Origin of the sequence: Rhodopseudomonas julia, assembly GCF_030813515.1 — a bacterium.
Classification (GTDB): Bacteria; Pseudomonadota; Alphaproteobacteria; order Rhizobiales; family Afifellaceae; genus Afifella; species Afifella julia.
Map to the genome: position 1 here is coordinate 428,132 of NZ_JAUSUK010000001.1, position 17,408 is coordinate 445,539.

Sequence of the window (17,408 nt, forward strand, 5' to 3'; positions counted from 1 at the left end):
TATGCCGCGCCCGCGTTCTCACGGCAGAATCGGATATTCCGAGCTCGCCTTCTCCGTCGAGACCACGATAGAGGTTCGGAACTTGCGGACATTGGCATCGGCGAAGAAGAGCCGGTGCGTCAGGGCCTCGTAATCCGCCATATCGCGCGCGACGGCGATCATCACGAAATCCATTTCGCCAGCGATGCAATAGAGATGCAGAACCTGCGGTTCCGCGCGCGCCTTGCGCTTGAAGGCGTCGATCTGGTCGAGCCGGTCGCGCTCCAGGTCGACCAGAATCACGGCGGTCACACCGAGACCGAGCTTCTGCCGATCGAGCAACGCCACCTCGCTTTGGATCACGCCGTCCTCGCGTAACGCCTTCAATCGCCGCTGCACCGATGCGTTCGAAAGCCCCGCCCGGTCGGCCAATTCGGCGATCGGCAGACGGGCATTGCGCTGGAGTTCGACAAGCAGCGCACGATCCTTGTCATCCATGATCTTTTTCTATCAGAATATTTTCGATTGCGATCCAATCATATCACATGATGCGCAATATGCTCGTTCATCGTCTCGCCGGCACCGGATAAACCGATGGCATGAAACGAGGCATGCTATCCATCCTACCACTTGCCGTCGGCGCCGCACTTTACGGCCTCGCCTTCGGGGTCCTGGCGGCTCAGGCGGGTTTTCCCTGGTGGGGCGTCGGGCTCATGAGTGCCGGCGTTCATGCGGGATCGTCGCAGATCGTCGCTGTCGACCAGTTCTCCGCGGGAAGCGGGTTGGTCGGCGCGATCGTGGCGGGCGCGATCATGAACCTGCGCTATCTCGGCATCACGGCTTCGCTCGCCGGCATCCTGGCCCGCCTGCCGCCATGGCGGCGTCTCCTCGCCCTGCACCTCACCTCCGATGAGAACTGGGCGCTCACCATCTCGGAGCGCGGCAAGGATCCGAGCATCGGCGCACCCTTCCTCCTCGGGGCGGGCAGCGTCATGTTCGTCACCTGGTTCGCATCGACGGCGATCGGCGCCCAGATCGGCGCCGTACTGCCCGACCTCGACGCGGCGGGTCTCGGCTTCGCCTTCACCGCAGCCTTCATTGCGATGGCCCGGAGCATGGCACCCCGACGCATCGCCGCGTTCCTTCCCTGGGGCGTCACCTTCGCACTGGCGATCGGCCTCAATTCGGCGGAGATTTCGCGGGCACCGGCGATCCTTGCCGCGTCTCTCGCGGGCCTCGCTCTCGCGGCGCTGCTGCGGACATACGGGAGGCGCGCGTGAGCCTTTCACAATGGCTGTTGATCGCCGGGCTCGCGGTCGCCACCTTCGCGACGCGCCTTCTCGGGTTCCTCGCGGGCGACCGTCTGCGTCAATCCCGCTTTGCTTTCGTTCTGGATGATCTGCCGGGCCTGATCGTCGTCGCTCTCGTGGCGTCTTCCCTGGCCGGCACAGAGCCGAAGACCTGGATCGCCGCGGCGCTGGCGGTTGCCATCGCCTGGGTTTCCAACAACGTCGTCGTCACGATGGGTGGCGGTCTGGCGGCCTATGTGGCGCTCGGCCTCTTCATCGGCTGAAGCATGCGGCGTCGGCCAGCCAATGCGGCTCAGACAACCGCCTTCGTTCAGCGGCGCGCAACCACACGCGGCCGGGCGGCGAAAGCCCGTTCGGCGAAGCTCAGTCGGCCGTGCAATCGATGAGGCGCAGATGCGAGCCTGCGGCCGGCTTGCCGATGGTCGAGGCGAGATCGCGTGCCACCTGCCGCTCCTGGCGGACGGGCGCGCGCGCATCGATATACTGCGTGAGGACTTCGCCGTTCAAAGGCTCGTCGAACATGACGCCGGCGAGCTTGCCGCGCTGCCAGACGAGCTTCGCGGAAGCGGTGCCGCAATTGGGCATCGGCAGGCGTACGGTCGCGGGCAGAACGGCCCGGCTCACCAACTCGATGCAGGCGCCGGTCGGGCTGATGTTGCGCACCTGGCAATTGGCATAAAGCCGATGCGACATGACGGTCGACCGTTTGTCCAAATGGTGACGTCTGAGGGCGCGCTGGTCTTGCATGGGTCTCGCTCGGGCAAAACGTAAAACTTAGCTTCAACAATAAGCCAAAACTTCACAAAGCGGTAATCATGTTTTGGATTGCCGTTAACGTGGCCCCTTCGCGCCACCAGGACCCGCAGATCAGGGCCCGCGCATCAAGGCCGCATCCGGCCTTCGGTGCTTGTGCCCCGGCCTCATATGCCTATTTTGCCTTGCAACACTTATTACGACGCCCGGCGACGCTCCCGGGGGGGATGCCCCCGGCGGACACGAAAGAACGCGACAGGCCTTCATGAGCATTCAATCCATCATCGACGATTTCGCTTTCCTCGACGAATGGGAGGATCGCTACCGTTACGTGATCGAGCTCGGGCGCGCTTTGCCGGAAATGCCGGCCGAGGAGCGCACGGAGGCCACCAAAGTGCGCGGCTGTGCAAGCCAGGTCTGGCTGGTCAGCGAAGATGCCGTGAACGACGGCAAGGCCGTGATCGTCTTCCGCGGCGACAGCGACGCGCATATCGTACGTGGTCTCATCGCCATCGTGCTTTCGCTTTATTCCGGCAAGACACCCGAAGAGATCCTGAAGACGGATGCCGAAGCCGTCTTCGCGCGCATCGGCCTGCGCGAGCATCTGACGGCGCAACGCTCAAACGGCCTCTCCGCCATGCTGCAGCGCATTCAACGCGACGCGGAAAGCCGGCTCGCGAAATAGCCCGTCGGCGCCCCGCTCACGTCTCGCGTCTCCTCGCTCGCCGTCTGCTCTCCGCTCAATCGCCGATCGTCGGCCGATAGCCCTCGGCGCCCCAATGGCGCATGGCGACGCGCGCTTTGCCTTCGGCCGTCTCTTCGATGCCGTAATGGCGGGCGAGCGCCTGTAGCGCGAGTTTCAGGACGAGTTTCGCCGACCTTGCCGGATAGCCGCGCTCGCGCTCCACGCTCGACAGACCTTTGAGGAAACAGGCGACATCGAGGAGAACGCCCGCGAGTTCGGGACCGACCGCCTCCATGGCGGCATGAAAGCGGGCCCGTGCGGCGATCGCCGTCTCCGTCAGATCGGCCTGACCACCCCGCTGGCGGGAGCCTTTCGGGGCTTTGAGGTCGGCCTGCCAATTGGCGGTGATGCGCGGCTGCAGGCTCGCACGCTCGAAATCGCGGCGGAGCCGTTCCGCCGCGGCGACCAGTGGGGCCCCGAGATAGGGAGAGCCATCCTCCCCGCCCCTGCGGGCGAGAAGACCGATCGGGCTCTCGTCGAGATCGGTGAGCGGCGCCGGCGCCGAAGGTGAGCCGCCCTTCTGCCGCTCCAGGCATTTGTGCTGCGCCAGAAAAGCGGGCTCGTCGGCCTTCGTGCGACGCAGCCATGCCGCCGCCTCTTCGCTTGCAACAAGCCCGCGCTCTCCGGCCTCGCAGAGGAGGCCAGCCGCCAGAAGCTTCTTGACGAGGGCTGCCGGGACCTCGCGCCGCCGGCCGGGTGTCCCGTCGCAGAAAAAGGTCGCCGCGTCTGCCTCCACAAGCCGCGCATCCGCATGCGCCAGCAGCGCCTCGATCAGGCTTTCGAGCGCGCCGCCCCGCCTTCGGCCGCGGCTCATCCCGCATCCTCCCCGAAGACGCTCATCCAGCGTTTCAGCGCATATTCCAGGCATTCCATCACCTGATCGAACACGGGCTCGTCGCGCCTCTCCTCGATCATCCGGCAGCCATGGGCGACGGTGGTGCGGTCGCGGCCGAAATGCGCGCCGACCTCGGTCAGCGTCAGGCCGGAGCCCACATGGACGAGATACATCGCCGCCTGCCGCGTCTGCGCGACCCGGGCGACCCCTCTTCGGGGGTTGCGGAGCTCGCCCCGCTCGACCCGGAAGACCGCGCCGAGCGCTCCCTCGGCAAAGCGGCAGACGGACATGTCCCTGGCCGTCCCCACATGGGTGGCGACACCGCGACCGGCTTCGCTCCGATACGGCCCGAACCCAGCCTGCGGCCGGCGCAAAGCGTGAAAAAGTTGGTTTTGCATGGCCCCTCCTCCAGAATAGGATTTCTTTCCTATATCGCGAAGAGACGCAACCGGGGATATGTTTTTCGGTTACCGCACACCTTGTCGCGCAAGAGGCGGCGAACTTATCCCCGGCGCTCCGGGGCCTGCGATCGTACCGCGAAAGCTTCAGGAGCTCCCGGCATGGTCGATGCGCAATGCTTGTACGATACACAGATTCTCGACGGCACCGAGAGGCCGCAGGGCCGGCAACGACGCGCCGCCTCGGAGCTTGCCCGTCAGGTCAAAGCCGGTGCCGACACGTATCACCGCGACAACGACTTGCCGCGGTTGATCCATCGTCTTCCGGGAGAACTTGGGAAGAATGAAACGGAGCGCGCACACGCCATCGTCGCGCGTCTCAAATGCGCCTTGCGGGCGGAACGCAGGAAAGGCCGGGCCGGCCATTGGAGCTACGATCTCAATCGCCACATCGCGCTGAAGACAGCGCTCAAAGTGGAGAGCGACGATCTTGCGCGGCTCTGCAAGGCCCGGACCTTGAAAAGGAAAACGCCGGCGTAAGAGCCGGCGCCCAGGAAAAGCAAAACGCCGGCGTGAGAGCCGGCGTCTGACACGTTCGGAAGAAAACGTCGTTCAGCGGCGGCCGCGCTTCTGGCCGAGACCCATCTGCTTGGCAAGCTGCGAACGGGCCTTCGCATAGTTCGGAGCGACCATCGGATAGTCGGCCGGCAGGCCCCACTTCTCGCGATACTCTTCCGGGGACAGGTCGTAATGCGTGCGCAGGTGACGCTTCAGCGACTTGAACTTCTTTCCGTCTTCCAGACAAATAATGTAGTCCGGATTGATCGAGCGACGGACCGGAACGGCCGGCTTCTGCGGCTCCGGCTCGGGCTCAGCGCCACCATCGGCGGTCGTCTGCAGCGCCTGATAGATGTTGCCGATCAGACCGGAAATATCGCCAGCCGCAATTGTGTTGTTGCTCACATAGGCAGATACGATGTCTGCCGTGAGCTCGATCAGGTTGTCGTTCTGGATAGCCTCTGCCATTGAATCCTCGCTATGTGACCTTTGCAGCAACACACTGCAAGTCATCAAGTGCGCCTTGCTACTGCTGGTGGCGCGGTCTGACAAGAAGAAAAAACCTTACATCACAGCAATCTTAGCGGCGTTTCACCGCGCGCAACAAGAAGGTGTGAAATTCTGCCAGCACTCGCTCTCACAATCCTGGAAAGATAGGAATTCGCCAACAAAGACCCATCCCGCTTTTACGGAAGATGGCAGTCTTTGTTTCAGCGCTCGCCTTCCGGATCGGAGCGCGTCACCCCTATAGCCCGCGAATAGTCATCGGGTTCCGTCTGCGGGACCGGCTTTACACCAGTGAGGTAAGCGGCCCGGGCAAGAAGATGCGCGGAAACCGGAGCGGTGAGAAGGAAGAACACCACACCTGCCACGGCCCGAGTGAAGATGTCTAAATGGGGCGCTTCTAAGGCAAGCGCCAACAACATCAGTCCTGAGCCCAAGGTTCCCGCTTTGCTGGCCGCGTGCATGCGCGTGTAAAGGTCAGGAAATCGCAAGAGACCGACGCTCGCAACGACTGCGAAAAGCGCGCCGATCACAATCATCACACCGACCAAGACGTCGAGAAAGCCGCTCATCGCTGCTTCTCCGAATCGGAGCCGTAGCACATTGCTGACTCGCCCCCGAGCACGTCTCCGCAATGCATCACGTAGCGGGCAAACGCCACGGTTGCAAGAAAACCGACGAGCCCAAGAGCAATTGCAATGTCGATGTAAAGATAGAAACCAGTTTTCACGCCGATCACGGCAATGAAACCGATGCCGACCGAGACCAGCATGTCGAGCGCCAGAACGCGGTCCGCAAAGGTCGGCCCACGCACGATCCGAATGGTGATCAGCGCGAACGAAAGCACGAGAAGCGCCAGCGAAATCGCGACACAGATTTCGAGAAACTCTGTAGCACTCATCGGAACGCCTCCAGTATTTTTCGCTCAAAGCCTTGTGCGATATCGCGTTTCAGTTGATCCGGATCGGGCACGTCGATGGCATGAATGTAAAGCGTGCGCCGATCCTCCGACACGTCGACAGACAAGGTGCCGGGCGTCAGCGTGATGAGATTGGCAAGCAACGTGATCTCGAAGTCGCGATTGACCCTGAGCGGATAGGCGATCAACCCGGGCGAGATCGGCATCTTCGGCTGCAGCACGATCCAGGTCACCTTGAGCGCCGACATGACCAGTTCGTAGATGAACAGGAAGAACAGATTGATCACCCTGAGCGAGCGGCCGATATAGCCGCGCGTGCCGATCTGTTCGCGGATCAGCCAAAGCGCGATGGCGCCGAGCACGAAGCCGAAAAGCAGGTTTGGCAGCGTGAAGCTGCCGGTGATCGAGGCCCAGGCGAGTGCCAGAAGCACGTTGACGGGAAACAGCACCATCAGGAAGCGCCTCCAAACACCGCGCGAATATAAAGGGTCGGATCAAGAAGCCCCGCCGCGCCCGCTTCCGCAAGCCGCATCAGGGGTGACGGCCACAGGCCGATGCCGAGGCTCATCAAGGTGAGAGCGGCCAGCGACCCGAAGAGCACCAAGCGATCCTCGCGGGCGATCTCGCCGGGCACGCTCTTTTCCGCGCCGTCCGGCGTGCCGGCCGGTCCGCCGCGCCAGAAGATCTGCGTGAAGGCGCGTCCCGAGGCGAGTGCGTTGAGGAGGCCCGTGCCGAGCACGATGCCGGCAAGCCACCAGCCTCCGTTCACCATCGCCGCTTCGGTCACCAGGATCTTGGCCCAGAAGCCGGAGAACGGCGGCAGGGCGGAGACGGAAAAGACGAGGGTCAGCGTCAGGCCAGCAAGCAGCGGGCTCGCCCCGTAAAGCCCGCCGAGCTTGCGCAGGTCCTGGCTGCCGCCGAGCTGGCCGATGAGCCCGGAGGCGAGATAGAGCGCCGACATGACGATCATCGAGTGGAAGGCGTAGAAGATGCCGCCCGCCAGCCCCTCGGCCGTGCCGATCGCAAGCCCCGCCAGGATCACGCCGATGCCGGAGATGACGAGATAGCCGAGGATGCGCCGGAAATCGGAATGCGCCATCGCGCCGAGAGAGCCGAGAAGCATCGTGCCGATGGCGAGTGCCGTCAGAAAGGTGTCGTAGAGCGCCTCTTCCGAGGGCATCAGCATGATCAGCGTGCGCAACAGCGCATAGGCGCCGACCTTGGTCAAAAGCCCGGCGAAGACGGCACCCGCCGAAGGAGACGGCGTGTGATAGGAGGCGGGCAGCCAGAAGGCGACCGGAAACGCCGCCGCCTTCATGCCAAAGCCCAGAATATAAAGCGCCGTGATGGTGTTGATTGGCATTCCGGGCACGCCTTCGCGCAGCTTGATCGCGATCTCCGCCATGTTGAGCGTGCCGAGCGCGCCGTAGAGATAGCCCGTCGCCGTCAGGAAGAAGGCCGCCGCCAGAAGGTTGAGCACGGCATAGCGCACGGCGCCGTCGAGCTGCTCCTTGGAATTGCCGAGCACGATGAGGCCGAAGGAGGCGATCAGCATCACCTCGAACCAGACATAGAGGTTGAAGATGTCGCCGGTGAGGAAGGCGTTGCACACGCCCGTCATCATCAGCAGCAGAAAGGGATAAAACCCGTAGCGGCTCTCCACGCGCCGCAGGCCGCGGCTTGCGAAAATGCCGACGACGAGTGCCACCACCGACGACACGAAGGCGAAGGAGGCGCCGAGCGCATCGACGGCGAAGGTGATGCCGAAGGGCGGCAGCCAGCTGCCCATCGTCATGGTCAGCGGCCCGCCGGTCGCAACGCGCGCCAGAATGCCCGCCGTCGCCACCGTCAGAAACACGAGGCCGACGATGCCGAGTGGCGCCTGCGTTTCCGGGCGCTTGCGCGCCATCAACAAGACGGATCCGAAAAGAAGGGTGATCAACGTCGGCGCGATGATGATCGCGTCCAAGGGCGCGATCGGCGCCGTCACCATGGCGGACGCGATGTCCACCGCTGCATGACCTGCACTCTCTGCCATCAATAGCCCCTGGGCGGAACCGGATCACCCGGCTCTTCGGCCATGTGCATCTTCCCGGTCTTGTCCGTGCCGAGCCCCTGATAGGTGCGGAACACCAGAACCAGCAGGAAGGCGAAGAACGAGAACGAGATGACGATCGCCGTCAGGATCAAGGCCTGCGGCAGCGGATTGGCGGTCGCGATCGGCGGCACCATGGCGTCTTCGGGAATGATCGGCGGCACTTCCTTGACGATCCGCCCAGCCGTGAAAATCAGCAGATTGACGGCGTTCGAGAGGATGGTCACGCCAAGCAGGATGCGGATCAGGGAATCCGACAGCATCAGATAGATGGCGGATGCGAAGAAGCAGCCGACGAGAAGCGCGAGCGGGCCTTCCATCAGCGCTCCCTTTCTTCCAGCGAAAGCGCCACGGAGGTGATCGTTCCGACCACCACCAGATAGACGCCGATATCGAAGAAAGTCGCGGTGGAGATGGCGACCTCCATGCCGAAGATCTTCGGATAGGCCCAGAGCGCCGTCAAAAACGGCTTGCCGCCGAGAAGCGACGGAACGCCGGCAAGCGCCGCCACGACGAGTCCGAAAGCGGCAATCCCCATCGGATGAAAGCGCAGGGCCCGGCGCACCGGCGGCACACCATAGGCGATGCCGTAGATTGCAAAGGCGGAGGCCGCGATCAGCCCGCCGATGAAGCCGCCGCCCGGATTGTTGTGGCCGCGCAAGAGGACGAAGACCGAAAACAGCACCATCAAGGCCGTGAGATAAGGCGCGATCGCGCGAAAGATGACGGTGCTCACTTCTCCTCCTCCACGGCCCTCGTCTGCCGCCATGGCGCCGGGAAGCGCAACAAAGCGAGAATGGCGAGGCCGGTGATCATGACGACCGCGATCTCGCCCAAAGTATCAAGACCACGGAAGTCGACGATGATGACGTTCACGATGTTGCGGCCATGGGCGATGGTTCGCGAATGCTCCGCAAAGAAATCCGACAGGCGCGAATCGAAGGGCTGGTTGGTGACGGCCACCAACAAGGCCGCCGTGCCCACGCCGCAGGCGAGCGCGATCGATCCGTCCTTCACGCGCTGAAACATGCTGCGCCGATCGGCCGTCATCAGGGACAGGCGCGTCATCACGAGCGCCAGGATGACAACCGAGAGCGTCTCCACCATGAATTGCGTGAAGGAGAGATCGGGCGCGCCGAAGAGCATGTAGATGAGCGCCACGGCAAAGCCCTGGATGCCGAGAGAGACGATCGCCGTCAGCCGGTTTTCCGCCACGATCACGGCGATGAGGCCGACGACGGCAAGTCCCATCACCGCCCATTCATGCGGGGCGAGCGCGAAGGTCTCCGGCCAGGCAGGCCATTCGCCGAAGACCAGAAGCGGCACGACGAGGGCGAGCGCCAGGACCGTGAAGGTGATGGAGAGATAGCGTTCCAGATCGCCGTTCTGGATGAAACGCGTCACCGCGGCCGAGCCGTTCGTGAGCCCGTTCACGAGCTGGTCGAAGCCGCGATCGGGACCCCAGCCGACGGCATCGAGGACGGCGGCGATCGCCCGCCGCACCGGCCGCAGGGCGAGAAGCGCCAAAATGCCGATCGCCCAGGTGACGCCGGAGGCGGCGAAAGCCTCGTTCACATGGATGGCGTAGGAGAGATTTGGATGCGGCTCCGCCCCCGCGACGGCTGCAAGCGTCGGGCCGATCAGCGCCTCCTGCGTGAAGGCTGCAAAAACGATGCCGGCGACGCTCAGACAGGCGAGAACCAGCGGGCCGAGCCACAAACCGATCGGGCCTTCATGCGCTCCGGACAAATTCTCCGGCCGTTTGCCGATGAAAGGCAATAATCCGACGGCGAATGCCGCGGCGAACATGAGGCCGTTGCCCAGGACGGCGACGCCAAGCGTCACGGGCGCCGTGCCCTCCCCGTGCAGGAGCCCCTCATACATCGCCTCCTTGGCAAAGAAGCCGAGCGTCACGAAAAGCCCGCCCATCGCCCAGGCGAGAACGAGACCCGACAGGAAGGTGACCGGCATTTTGAGGCCGAGACCGCCGAGCTCGCGCAGATCGCGCGTGCCGGCCTCGTGGTCGACCGAGCCCGCCATCATGAAGAGGCCGCCCTTGAAGAGCGAATGCGCGAGAAGATAGACGAGCGCGCCCAAAATCGCCGTCTCGTTGCTCGTCCCGGTCAGCATCACGAGAAGGCCGAGCGAAGCGACCGTCGTATAGGCGAGGATGAGCTTCAGATCCGTCTGGCGCAGCGCCAGAAGCGTGCCGGCGAGAAGCGTCGCGCCCCCGAAGAGCGGCAGGATCGTCGTCCACGGCACCGTCTCGCCCATGAAGGGGTGGATGCGCAAAAGCAGATAGACGCCCGCCTTCACCATCGTCGCCGAATGCAGATAGGCGGAGACCGGCGTCGGCGCCTCCATGGCGTTGGCGAGCCAGGAATGGAACGGAAACTGCGCCGATTTCGTGAAAGCGCCGCCGAGAAGCAGGATCAGGACCGGCAGGTAGTACGGGTTCTCCGCAAAGCTCGAGCCGAGCGCGATCGCCTCCGACATCGAATGCACGCCGACGAGCCCGGTCATGATCAAAAGCCCGGCGAGCAGGCAGAGCCCGCCGCCCGCCGTGATCACCAGCGCCTGCAGCGCCGCGCGCCTTGCCGCCTCACGCGTGTGATCGAAGCCGATCAGCAGGAAGGAGGTGATGGAGGTCAGCTCCCAGAAGACGAAGAGCGTCATGAAGTCGTCGGCGAGCACCAGCCCCTGCATCGCCCCCATGAAGAGGAGGATGAAGGAGAAGAAGCGCCCCTGATGCACATGGCCTTTGAGATAGGCGCCGGCGTAGATCAGGATGAACGTGCCGATGCCCGAGACGAGCAGCGCGAAGAGCAGCGACAGCCCGTCGAGGCGATAGGAGAAGTTGATCTGAAGCGACGGCGCCCAGGCAAAGCCGTTGGCGATGACCCTGCCGGATGCGACCGGCGCAATCAGCGTGATGAAATAGACAAACATCGCCGCGGGTGCCGCTGCCAGAATCCAGGCCGCGCCAGAACCCAACAGCCGCTTCAACAGCGGCGCCACGAACGCCGCCAGAAACGGGGCGGCCATGACGAGGAAAGTCCAGTCGATTTGGGATTCTTGCATCAGCGGGGTGACGTTCGCGGGACCAGGAACGGATAGCGGGCGATCCAGAGCGGGGCAAGCTGCCAGCTTTGCCGCCTCAGCCGGACAAGCTAAGCATTTGGGCGCTTCTGGCAATCCTTAGAGAGCCGCGTTTTTCAAGAATGACCCATGCTTTCCGGCAAATCCCGACAGGAAAAAGACCGGGCCACGCCTTCCTTGTCCAACTGCTGCCGCGGATGCTCGCAGAAGTGTGATCTCAACGACAGTCGAAATCGCGCGGTCGCAAGTATGTCCGGCGGCGGGCATGTCGCAAGACATCGTGCTTCTGGCCGAGCTCCAGCCATTCCTGGCCGCGGAAACGCTGAGGTCATGGGTCTTTTGTCCGAGCGCTTGTTTCTCCACGTGCAACACACGCTTTTGTCTTGCGGCCGTCGGGCCGTGCGCGGATGCCGCAGGGTGACGGAGGGCGATGGAGGTCGGCGCCATCGCGCCCCGCGAGGCCTGCCGGTTAACGCCGCGCGTCCCATTCCCTTGCCCCGGAAAACAATCCGGCCTACCTCGCGCCCATGAACGACATTCCTTCCTCCCCGCCGCGCGCCGCAAAGCGGCCGCACGAGATCACCCGCCACGGCCACACGCGCAACGATCCCTATCACTGGCTGCGTGCCGACAATTGGCAGGAGGTGATGCGCGATCCCTCCGTCCTCGATCCTGAGATCCGCGCCTATCTGGAGGCCGAAAACGCCTGGTTTTCTGCCCAGATGGCCGACACTGAAAAGCTTCAGGAAAAGCTCTTCGCCGAGATGAAGGGGCGCATCAAGGAGGACGATTCCTCCGTACCGGCCCCTGACGGACCTTATGCCTATGCGGTGCGCTACATCGAGGGCGGCCAGCATCCGCTCTTCGTGCGCCAGAACCGTTCGGGTGGCGAGGAGACGATCCTTCTCGACGGCAATGCGCTTGCCGAAGGCCATGCCTATTTCAAGATCGGCGGTGCGGCGCATTCGCCCGACCATTCCCGCCTCGCCTGGGCCTTCGACGATGCCGGCTCGGAATTCTACACGCTCCACATCCGCAACGTGGAGACCGGCGAAGACATCGCCGACGTCATTCCCGATACGAGCGGCGGCGCCGTCTGGGCGGCCGACAACACGCATCTCTTCTATGTGCGCCTCGACGCCAATCACCGGCCATCGAAAGTCTTCCGCCACAAGCTCGGCACTGCGGTGACGGACGACGTTCTCGTCTATGAGGAGGCGGATCCCGGTTTCTTCGTCGGCCTCGGCGCGACGCGCTCGCACAAATTCATCCTCATCGATTGCCACACGCACGAAACCTCGGAGACGCGCCTCATTCCCGCCGACCGGCCGGAGGCGGAGCCCGTTCTCATCGCGCCGCGCCGCGACGGCATCGAATATTATGTCGACGAGGCGCACGGCACGCTCTTCATTCGCACCAATTCCGGTGATGCCAAGGATTTTCAGATCCTGACGGCGCCCGTCGCCTCCCCTTCGCCGGAGAACTGGCGCCCGCTCGTCGCCCATGTGCCGGGGCGCCTTCTCCTCTCGCACGCCCTCTTCGCCGGACACCTCGTGCGCCTGGAGCGCGAGGCCGGGCTGCCGCGCATCGTCGTGCGCCGCCTTGAAGACGGCGAGGAGCACGAGATCGCCTTTGCCGAAGAGGCCTATTCGCTCGGCCTCGATCCCGGCTACGAATTCGACACGACGACGATCCGCTTTGCCTATTCCTCTCCGACGACGCCGTCGCGCATCTTCGATTACGACATGGAGAGCCGCGCCCGCACGCTTCTCAAGGAGCAGGAGGTGCCATCGGGCCACGACCCGGCGAAATACGTCTCGCGCCGCATCATCGCCCAAGCGCCGGACGGCGAGGAGGTGCCGGTCTCGCTTCTTTATCGCGCCGACACGCCGCTCGACGGTTCCGCCCCCTGCCTTCTCTACGGCTACGGCTCCTACGGCATCGCCATTCCGGCGGGCTTTTCCGTCACCCGCCTGTCGCTGGTCGATCGCGGCTTCATCTATGCGATCGCCCATATCCGCGGCGGCAAGGACAAGGGCTTTGCCTGGTACGAAGAGGGCAAGCGCGCCAAGAAGGCCAATACGTTCACGGATTTCATCGCCGCCGGCGAGCATCTCGTGGCCGAAGGTTTTACGAAGCGCGGCCAGATCGTCGCCCATGGCGGCTCGGCGGGCGGCATGCTGATGGGCGCCGTCGCCAATATGGCCCCGGACCTCTTCGGCGGCGTCATCGCCGATGTGCCCTTCGTCGACGTCCTCAACACCATGCTCGACGACACGCTGCCGCTCACCCCGCCGGAATGGCCCGAATGGGGCAACCCGGTCGAAAGCGCGGCCGATTATCAGACGATCCTCGCCTATTCGCCCTATGACAACGTCACCGCGCAGGCCTATCCGCCGCTTCTTGCCATGGCCGGCCTCACCGATCCCCGCGTCACCTATTGGGAGCCGGCGAAGTGGGTCGCAAAACTCCGCGACACCAAGACCGACGACAACATCCTTTTCCTGCGCACCAATATGGATGCCGGCCATGGCGGCGCCTCCGGCCGCTTCGACGCCTTGAAGGAAGTCGCCATCGAATACGCCTTCGCCCTCAAGGTCATGGGCCTCACCGACAAAGCCCCGCTCCCGGCTGTGTGAGGGCGCTTTTCCATCTCGGGAACGACAGAACGGCAGAACCGGGAGGCCTCCCGGTTCTGCTACCCGATCGGCCACCCCTCTTCCGCCTTGGCGATCGTCGAGGTCGCCTCGACAATCTCCTCCGGTCCGCCCTTGGGCGGCCAGAGACCGGCGGCGTAGTGCTCGGCGCGCAGGCGCGCGCGCTCTTCGAGGCTCGAAAAGCCCCAGATATGCGTGATGCGCGCCGGCCCGTCCAAGGCGTAAAGGTTCGTCACGAGGTGATCGGTATAGGCCGCAGCCGGGCCGATCGCCGCCTCCCAGCCGGCGAGCGTGCGCGGCAGGCCGCCCGGCCGCAGGTGATAGGTGCGAAACTCGAAGAGGCCGCCATATTGCCGGGGCTTGATCGCCGGCAGGAAGGGAAAGGGCGCGAAACTCTCCATCCGGAGCGTCCTGGCCGTCTCCCGGCTGAAGAACGGGTCCTCGCTCATCAAGGCGCGCTCCCGCTCGGCGCGCAGCTCCTCCTCCGCCTCGAAGGAGCGGAGCACGAAAAGCTCGCCGATCGTGCCGATATCGGAGCGCCACATGCCGAGCGGCGTTCCGAGCGCATCCTCATCACCAGTCCATCGCCGCGCACCTTCGGCCGCCTTGGTGACGCCCAGCACCGGGCAGGAGAGCGTCGCAAGTTCATAGAGCATGTGGCGCCCTCACCTCATCGATAGCCGATCATTGATAGCCGAGCCGTTCTGCCAGCGGCTTCATGTCCGGCGGCAGCACCTTGCTTGAATCTGCCCCAAACGCGCCGAAGAGCGGATCCCATTCCTCGATCGTCAATTCCACGATCAGATCTTCGCGCGCAAACGGATCGCCCGCCACGATCTTCTCGATCTCTTCGCGGCTGTCGGCGACCATGATCAGGAAGCCGGCGCGAAGCGGCGTGCCCTTCAGCGGCCCCGAGGCCTTCAAGGTGCCCTCGTCGATCAGGTCGAGCAGATATTCCACATGCTCCAGCACATGCTCGTTCCAGCCGGGACCGTCCGGATGCGTCATCGTCACGATGTAAAAGGCCATGCCTCACTCCTCGAAAACCAGGTTCCTGAAAATCAGGGCGCCGAGTTTCGGTGACCAACCAGGAGTGATAAATGCCTCTCCGGTTGTTCCTGTCCCAAGCAAGAGTGGTGAATGCCCGATCGGCTGGAAAGCATGTCCGTCTTCGTGCGCGTCGCCGAGCTCGGCTCGTTTTCCGCCGCCGCGACCGCTCTCGGCATCTCGCCCCAGATGGTCGCCAAACATGTCGAGGCACTCGAGAAACGTCTCGGCACCCGCCTCATCCATCGCACGACCCGCCGCCACAGCCTCACCGATTTCGGCCGGCACTACCGCGACCGCTGCAAGGCGATCCTCGCCGATGTCGCGGACGCCGAAGCGCAGGCGTCGGAAACCGGTTCGGAACCGCGCGGCCTGTTGCGGATCAACGCGTCGGTGACCTTCGGCGCCCAGGTGCTCGTGCCGCTCGTCACCGCCTATCTCCGCGCCCACCCGCAGGTCACCTGCGACCTCGTCTTGAGTGACCGCTATGTCGATCCGATCGAAGAGGGTTTTGATCTCGTCTTCCGCATCGGCCCACTGAGCGGCCAGTTGACCCAGACCCACGCGCTTCTCGCCCATCCTCTGACGCCCTACCGGCTCGTCGCCTGCGCCGCGCCCGCCTATCTCGCCGAACACGGCACGCCCGAAACGCCCGAGGATCTGCGCAACCACGAATGCCTCGGCTTCAGCCCCTGGTCCGGCGCACTCGGGCGCGAATGGCCTTTCTCGAAGGGCGGAGAGACGGTCGAGGTGCCGAGCGCGAGCCGTCTGTCGATCAACGACTGGCGGGCGATCCACCAGGCGGCTCTCGACGGATTCGGCATCACGCTCGGCTATGAAAGCGCCGTCGCCGACGATCTCACCTCCGGCCGGCTCGTGCGTCTCCTGCCGGATTACGAAGGGCCGGCCCGGCCCTTCCATCTCCTCCATGCACGCGAGCGACGAATACGGGCAACGCTGTCAGGCTTCCTCGCAATCGTCCTCGCGCGCTTCTCCGCAAAGTCCTGACCCGGGAGGTCCTGCCCCCGGGCCGGGTTCAGGCGGCTGCCGGCCCGGGATCGTCGTCATGCGACGACATGAGCGTTGTGTTGGCAGCGCCCGGCCGTCCGCCGGACGGCATCCCGCCGGTGCTCCCACCGGTGTTTACGGCGCTTCGCACCGGCACCAGATGCGGGCGCGTCATACGTGCCCAATTCTGGCGTTCCGCCTCCGGCTGGTACAGCACCTTCAGGAGCTCGACGCGTTCGATCCGATCGAGGTGATCGACGTCGACGCTCTCGCCTTCCTTGAGCCCGAGCAGCATCACGCCGCGGGGGGTGGCGATCGATTGATGCCCGACGCCCGGCACGTAATGGGCGGGGGTCACCAGGGTTCGTTCCTCCGGCGGCCGCTCGTCGACCCGCAATAGGATGCGCGAATCGATCGTTGCGACATCGGCAGGGAGATCCTCGGAGAAGACGAGCTGCGCCTCACGCAGCTTGCGTCGCAGTGCGGCCACGAGAAGCTCGTCGCTGCCGAGGCGGGCCTCGAGCAGGTTCTCGAGGATGGAGAAATCACGCGGAGTAACTTTGGGAAAAATCGCATCTGGCATGTCTGGTGTCCCGGTTATGTCGTTTCGTGAAGGACCCACGGCCGGGCTGGCTGATGCCGGCCCGGCCAGACGTGCAGAATTTCAGAACCTCCGCTCCGCCGCAGGCGCGGACATCACGGCACAACATCGGGCTCACCCCTCGTCCGCGAGCTTGAGAACGGTCAGCGACAGGGCTCTCCCGTCCCGCGCCTCCCAGGGGATCGTCTGGCCTTCCGAAAGCCCGATGAGCGCGGCGCCGATCGGCGTCAGCACCGAGATGCGCGCCTGCGCAACGTCGGCCTCTTCGGGGTAAACGAGCTTGTAGGTGCGCTCGAAACCGTCGCTCGTGACAAAACTGACAGTGGACCCCATGCGCACCGTCTTGGCGGGGACCTTCGGCTGGGGGACGATCCGCGCCCGCTCCAGCTCGCTCAAGAGCTTTTCGCCGAGCTCGGCGAGTGGGCCCCCGAGACTGTTGGCAATCGCATAAAGGCGGGCATGATCTTCGCTGCCGATGACGAGCCGCGGCAGAGTTTTGGGTTTCCGGACGACAGGCTTCCGGACAATCTGAGTTTTTTCGGCGATCTGAGACATGGTTGCACGACCCTTCGGCCGACGAGATTTCCCGCCGGACCACGCAAAACGAGTTTTGGGAAAACGCCTTCGCGCGGATCGTTCAGATCGCGGATCGTCCCGGTCGCAGAACGACCGGATCACAGATCATGCAGTTGATGGATCATGACAGATCGCTGCGCACCCCCGAAGCTCGGAAGGCGCAACGGCCGAGCTTCGGGCTACAGTCCCGTGACGGGCTGGCCTTGGAGCATTCGCAGAATGGAAAGAAGCGCTCGGATCATGATGCCCTCAGGCTATGCCTTCCGCCCCCAAAGTCAAGCGAGCGGGCCGACGCCAGGAAACGCCCCGGCAGGCTGACCACGC

The 17,408-nt window shown here is 64.2% G+C and carries 22 protein-coding genes; 6 read left to right on the forward strand and 16 right to left on the reverse strand.

Annotated features, from left to right (window positions below):
• Nucleotides 1-18: 18 nt before the first annotated feature.
• Nucleotides 19-477, reverse strand: coding sequence for an Lrp/AsnC family transcriptional regulator (locus tag J2R99_RS02020; protein WP_307152827.1), 459 nt, complete (start codon nucleotides 475-477; stop codon nucleotides 19-21).
• A 113-nt stretch (nucleotides 478-590) separates the two neighbouring features.
• Between J2R99_RS02020 and J2R99_RS02025 the strand changes: the two genes are divergently transcribed.
• The gene (locus J2R99_RS02025; RefSeq protein ID WP_307152828.1) at nucleotides 591-1,259 is read left to right on the forward strand and encodes an AzlC family ABC transporter permease; all 669 of its coding nucleotides are present in this window, start codon (nucleotides 591-593) and stop codon (nucleotides 1,257-1,259) included.
• The gene (locus tag J2R99_RS02030; protein WP_307152829.1) at nucleotides 1,256-1,552 is read left to right on the forward strand and encodes an AzlD domain-containing protein; all 297 of its coding nucleotides are present in this window, start codon (nucleotides 1,256-1,258) and stop codon (nucleotides 1,550-1,552) included. Before J2R99_RS02025 ends, J2R99_RS02030 begins: the two co-directional genes overlap by 4 nt.
• 100 nt (nucleotides 1,553-1,652) lie before the next feature.
• Here J2R99_RS02030 and J2R99_RS02035 read toward each other — a convergent pair whose 3' ends face one another.
• Complete coding sequence (locus J2R99_RS02035) at nucleotides 1,653-2,036, reverse strand: hypothetical protein (RefSeq protein ID WP_307152830.1); 384 nt, start codon at nucleotides 2,034-2,036, stop codon at nucleotides 1,653-1,655.
• 271 nt (nucleotides 2,037-2,307) lie between these two features.
• On the opposite strand from J2R99_RS02035, the gene J2R99_RS02040 reads away from it, so the two are divergent.
• The gene (locus J2R99_RS02040; protein WP_307152831.1) at nucleotides 2,308-2,727 is read left to right on the forward strand and encodes a SufE family protein; all 420 of its coding nucleotides are present in this window, start codon (nucleotides 2,308-2,310) and stop codon (nucleotides 2,725-2,727) included.
• A 55-nt stretch (nucleotides 2,728-2,782) separates the two neighbouring features.
• On the opposite strand, the gene J2R99_RS02045 is transcribed toward J2R99_RS02040, so the two are convergent.
• Both J2R99_RS02045 and J2R99_RS02050 read right to left on the reverse strand, forming a co-directional pair.
• Nucleotides 2,783-3,601, reverse strand: a complete 819-nt coding sequence (locus J2R99_RS02045; RefSeq protein ID WP_307152832.1) for a DUF6456 domain-containing protein — start codon at nucleotides 3,599-3,601, stop codon at nucleotides 2,783-2,785.
• Nucleotides 3,598-4,020, reverse strand: coding sequence for a helix-turn-helix domain-containing protein (locus tag J2R99_RS02050; protein WP_307152833.1), 423 nt, complete (start codon nucleotides 4,018-4,020; stop codon nucleotides 3,598-3,600). Before J2R99_RS02050 ends, J2R99_RS02045 begins: the two co-directional genes overlap by 4 nt.
• A 162-nt stretch (nucleotides 4,021-4,182) precedes the next feature.
• Here J2R99_RS02050 and J2R99_RS02055 point away from each other — a divergent pair, with 162 nt between their 5' ends.
• Entirely contained in the window at nucleotides 4,183-4,560 is a 378-nt protein-coding gene (locus J2R99_RS02055; protein WP_307152834.1) for a DUF6477 family protein, read from the forward strand.
• Between the two features lie 72 nt (nucleotides 4,561-4,632).
• Here the strand turns inward: J2R99_RS02055 and J2R99_RS02060 are convergent, their stop codons facing one another.
• The 8 genes from J2R99_RS02060 to J2R99_RS02095 form a co-directional block, all read right to left on the reverse strand.
• Nucleotides 4,633-5,046 carry a Ros/MucR family transcriptional regulator gene (locus J2R99_RS02060; protein WP_092809372.1) on the reverse strand — a complete coding sequence of 138 codons (414 nt, stop codon included), beginning with the start codon at nucleotides 5,044-5,046 and terminating at the stop codon, nucleotides 4,633-4,635.
• Nucleotides 5,047-5,288: 242 nt separating this feature from the next.
• Nucleotides 5,289-5,654: a monovalent cation/H(+) antiporter subunit G gene (gene mnhG / locus J2R99_RS02065; protein ID WP_307152835.1), complete on the reverse strand. Its 366-nt coding sequence runs from the start codon at nucleotides 5,652-5,654 to the stop codon at nucleotides 5,289-5,291.
• The gene (locus J2R99_RS02070; protein WP_307152836.1) at nucleotides 5,651-5,983 is read right to left on the reverse strand and encodes a cation:proton antiporter; all 333 of its coding nucleotides are present in this window, start codon (nucleotides 5,981-5,983) and stop codon (nucleotides 5,651-5,653) included. The genes mnhG and J2R99_RS02070 overlap by 4 nt, the downstream gene beginning before the upstream one ends.
• Nucleotides 5,980-6,453 carry a Na+/H+ antiporter subunit E gene (locus tag J2R99_RS02075; RefSeq protein WP_092809369.1) on the reverse strand — a complete coding sequence of 158 codons (474 nt, stop codon included), beginning with the start codon at nucleotides 6,451-6,453 and terminating at the stop codon, nucleotides 5,980-5,982. The genes J2R99_RS02070 and J2R99_RS02075 overlap by 4 nt, the downstream gene beginning before the upstream one ends.
• Nucleotides 6,453-8,039, reverse strand: coding sequence for a Na+/H+ antiporter subunit D (locus J2R99_RS02080; RefSeq protein ID WP_307152837.1), 1,587 nt, complete (start codon nucleotides 8,037-8,039; stop codon nucleotides 6,453-6,455). Before J2R99_RS02080 ends, J2R99_RS02075 begins: the two co-directional genes overlap by 1 nt.
• Nucleotides 8,039-8,416 (reverse strand): Na+/H+ antiporter subunit C, encoded by a 378-nt coding sequence (locus tag J2R99_RS02085; protein ID WP_307152838.1) that lies wholly within the window; start codon nucleotides 8,414-8,416, stop codon nucleotides 8,039-8,041. The genes J2R99_RS02080 and J2R99_RS02085 overlap by 1 nt, the downstream gene beginning before the upstream one ends.
• Complete coding sequence (locus J2R99_RS02090) at nucleotides 8,416-8,832, reverse strand: Na+/H+ antiporter subunit B (RefSeq protein ID WP_307152839.1); 417 nt, start codon at nucleotides 8,830-8,832, stop codon at nucleotides 8,416-8,418. Before J2R99_RS02090 ends, J2R99_RS02085 begins: the two co-directional genes overlap by 1 nt.
• On the reverse strand, nucleotides 8,829-11,177 hold the full coding sequence (locus tag J2R99_RS02095; protein ID WP_307152840.1) for a putative monovalent cation/H+ antiporter subunit A: 2,349 nt from the start codon (nucleotides 11,175-11,177) through the stop codon (nucleotides 8,829-8,831). The genes J2R99_RS02090 and J2R99_RS02095 overlap by 4 nt, the downstream gene beginning before the upstream one ends.
• Before the next feature lie 545 nt (nucleotides 11,178-11,722).
• On the opposite strand from J2R99_RS02095, the gene J2R99_RS02100 reads away from it, so the two are divergent.
• Nucleotides 11,723-13,834, forward strand: a complete 2,112-nt coding sequence (locus tag J2R99_RS02100) for a S9 family peptidase (RefSeq protein WP_307152841.1) — start codon at nucleotides 11,723-11,725, stop codon at nucleotides 13,832-13,834.
• Between the two features lie 59 nt (nucleotides 13,835-13,893).
• Here the strand turns inward: J2R99_RS02100 and J2R99_RS02105 are convergent, their stop codons facing one another.
• Both J2R99_RS02105 and J2R99_RS02110 read right to left on the reverse strand, forming a co-directional pair.
• Nucleotides 13,894-14,508, reverse strand: coding sequence for an NIPSNAP family protein (locus J2R99_RS02105; RefSeq protein WP_307152842.1), 615 nt, complete (start codon nucleotides 14,506-14,508; stop codon nucleotides 13,894-13,896).
• Nucleotides 14,509-14,536: 28 nt separating this feature from the next.
• On the reverse strand, nucleotides 14,537-14,881 hold the full coding sequence (locus J2R99_RS02110; protein ID WP_307152843.1) for a YciI family protein: 345 nt from the start codon (nucleotides 14,879-14,881) through the stop codon (nucleotides 14,537-14,539).
• Between the two features lie 111 nt (nucleotides 14,882-14,992).
• Between J2R99_RS02110 and J2R99_RS02115 the strand changes: the two genes are divergently transcribed.
• Complete coding sequence (locus J2R99_RS02115; RefSeq protein WP_307152844.1) at nucleotides 14,993-15,907, forward strand: LysR family transcriptional regulator; 915 nt, start codon at nucleotides 14,993-14,995, stop codon at nucleotides 15,905-15,907.
• A gap of 28 nt (nucleotides 15,908-15,935) precedes the next feature.
• Here J2R99_RS02115 and J2R99_RS02120 read toward each other — a convergent pair whose 3' ends face one another.
• Nucleotides 15,936-16,490, reverse strand: a complete 555-nt coding sequence (locus J2R99_RS02120; protein WP_307152845.1) for a GreA/GreB family elongation factor — start codon at nucleotides 16,488-16,490, stop codon at nucleotides 15,936-15,938.
• Nucleotides 16,491-16,622: 132 nt separating this feature from the next.
• On the reverse strand, nucleotides 16,623-17,063 hold the full coding sequence (rnk, locus tag J2R99_RS02125) for a nucleoside diphosphate kinase regulator (RefSeq protein WP_307152846.1): 441 nt from the start codon (nucleotides 17,061-17,063) through the stop codon (nucleotides 16,623-16,625).
• Nucleotides 17,064-17,408 lie beyond the last annotated feature (345 nt).